This window comes from Pseudomonas sp. NDM (assembly GCF_003105095.1).
GTDB lineage: Bacteria > Pseudomonadota > Gammaproteobacteria > Pseudomonadales > Pseudomonadaceae > Aquipseudomonas > Aquipseudomonas moraviensis_A.
The window spans coordinates 1-1,404 of record NZ_QETJ01000318.1; the positions used below are offsets into that span (position 1 = coordinate 1).

Consider the following 1,404-nt stretch of genomic DNA (forward strand, 5'->3'; position numbering starts at 1 on the left):
CTCGCGATAGCGGTGAGTCAGTCGCTGAATGTACTGGCTGACCCACCGCTATCGCGAGCAGGCTCACTCCTACAATTGATCTGTGTCCGACATTGAGTCGCGCAAACAAAAACGCCCGGCATTTAGCCGGGCGTTTTTTATTGTGGGCTGATCACTCGTGATACTGCGCCGACAACTCATGCACTGCACGCAGGAACGCGCCGGCATGTTCCGGATCAACTTCCGGGGTGATGCCGTGGCCAAGGTTGAACACGTGGCCGCTGCCCTTGCCGTAGCTGGCCAGGATGCGTCCGACTTCAGTGCGGATCGCTTCCGGTTTGGCGTAGAGCACGGTCGGGTCCATGTTGCCTTGCAGCGCGACCTTGTCGCCGACACGGGCGCGGGCATTGCCGATGTCGCAGGTCCAGTCCAGGCCGAGGGCGTCAGCGCCGGCGTCGGCGATGCTTTCCAGCCACAGGCCGCCGTTCTTGGTGAAGAGGATCACCGGCACTTTGCGGCCGTCGTTCTCGCGGATCAGGCCGCTGACGATTTTCTTCATGTAGGCCAGCGAGAATTCCTGATACGCCGCTGCCGACAGGTTGCCGCCCCAGGTATCGAAGATCTGTACCGCTTGCGCGCCGGCCATGATCTGGCCGTTGAGGTACGAGGTCACCGACTGCGCCAGTTTGTCCAGCAGCAGGTGCATGGCCTGCGGGTTGTCGTAGAGCATCGCTTTGGTCTTGCGGAAGTCTTTCGACGAGCCGCCTTCGACCATGTAGGTCGCGAGAGTCCAAGGGCTGCCCGAGAAGCCGATCAGCGGTACCCGACCGTTGAGCTCACGGCGGATGGTGCTGACCGCGTCCATGACGTAGCCGAGGTCTTTGTGCGGATCGGGGATTGGCAGGGCTTCGATGTCAGCGAGGGTGCTGACGACTTTCTTGAAGCGCGGGCCTTCACCGGTTTCGAAGTACAGGCCCTGGCCCATGGCATCGGGGATGGTGAGGATGTCGGAAAACAGGATCGCCGCGTCCAGTTGCGGGTAGCGGTCGAGCGGTTGCAGCGTGACTTCGCAGGCGAATTCCGGATTCATGCACAGGCTCATGAAGTCGCCGGCGTGAGCGCGGCTGGCGCGGTACTCCGGCAGGTAGCGACCGGCCTGGCGCATCATCCACACAGGGGTGACGTCAACGGGTTGCTTGAGCAGGGCGCGGAGGAAACGGTCGTTCTTCAGGGCAGTCATGTCGGCATCCGGAAAAAAAGTGCGGGCATTTTCTCAGAGCGCGAGGCAAAAGGCACGGATGTGGGTCAGCCTTTTGTCTATCGGGTCAATTTATTGCGTTGGAATGCTGATTTTTTGCAGCAACACAAAACAACTGTAGGAGTGAGCCTGCTCGCGATAGCGGAGTATCAGGCAATGCATCAGGT

1 protein-coding gene is annotated in these 1,404 nt (G+C 60.5%); it reads right to left on the minus strand.

Annotated elements, in window-relative coordinates; genetic code table 11:
* Nucleotides 1-151: 151 nt before the first annotated feature.
* Complete coding sequence (hemE, locus tag DCO47_RS26765) at nt 152-1,219, minus strand: uroporphyrinogen decarboxylase (protein ID WP_116659283.1); 1,068 nt, start codon at nt 1,217-1,219, stop codon at nt 152-154.
* Nucleotides 1,220-1,404 lie beyond the last annotated feature (185 nt).

Bases quoted from the DNA above. Each gene is read 5' to 3' on its own strand.
- hemE (WP_116659283.1), bottom strand. From the start codon at position 1,219: ATGACTGCCCTGAAGAACGACCGTTTCCTCCGCGCCCTGCTCAAGCAA.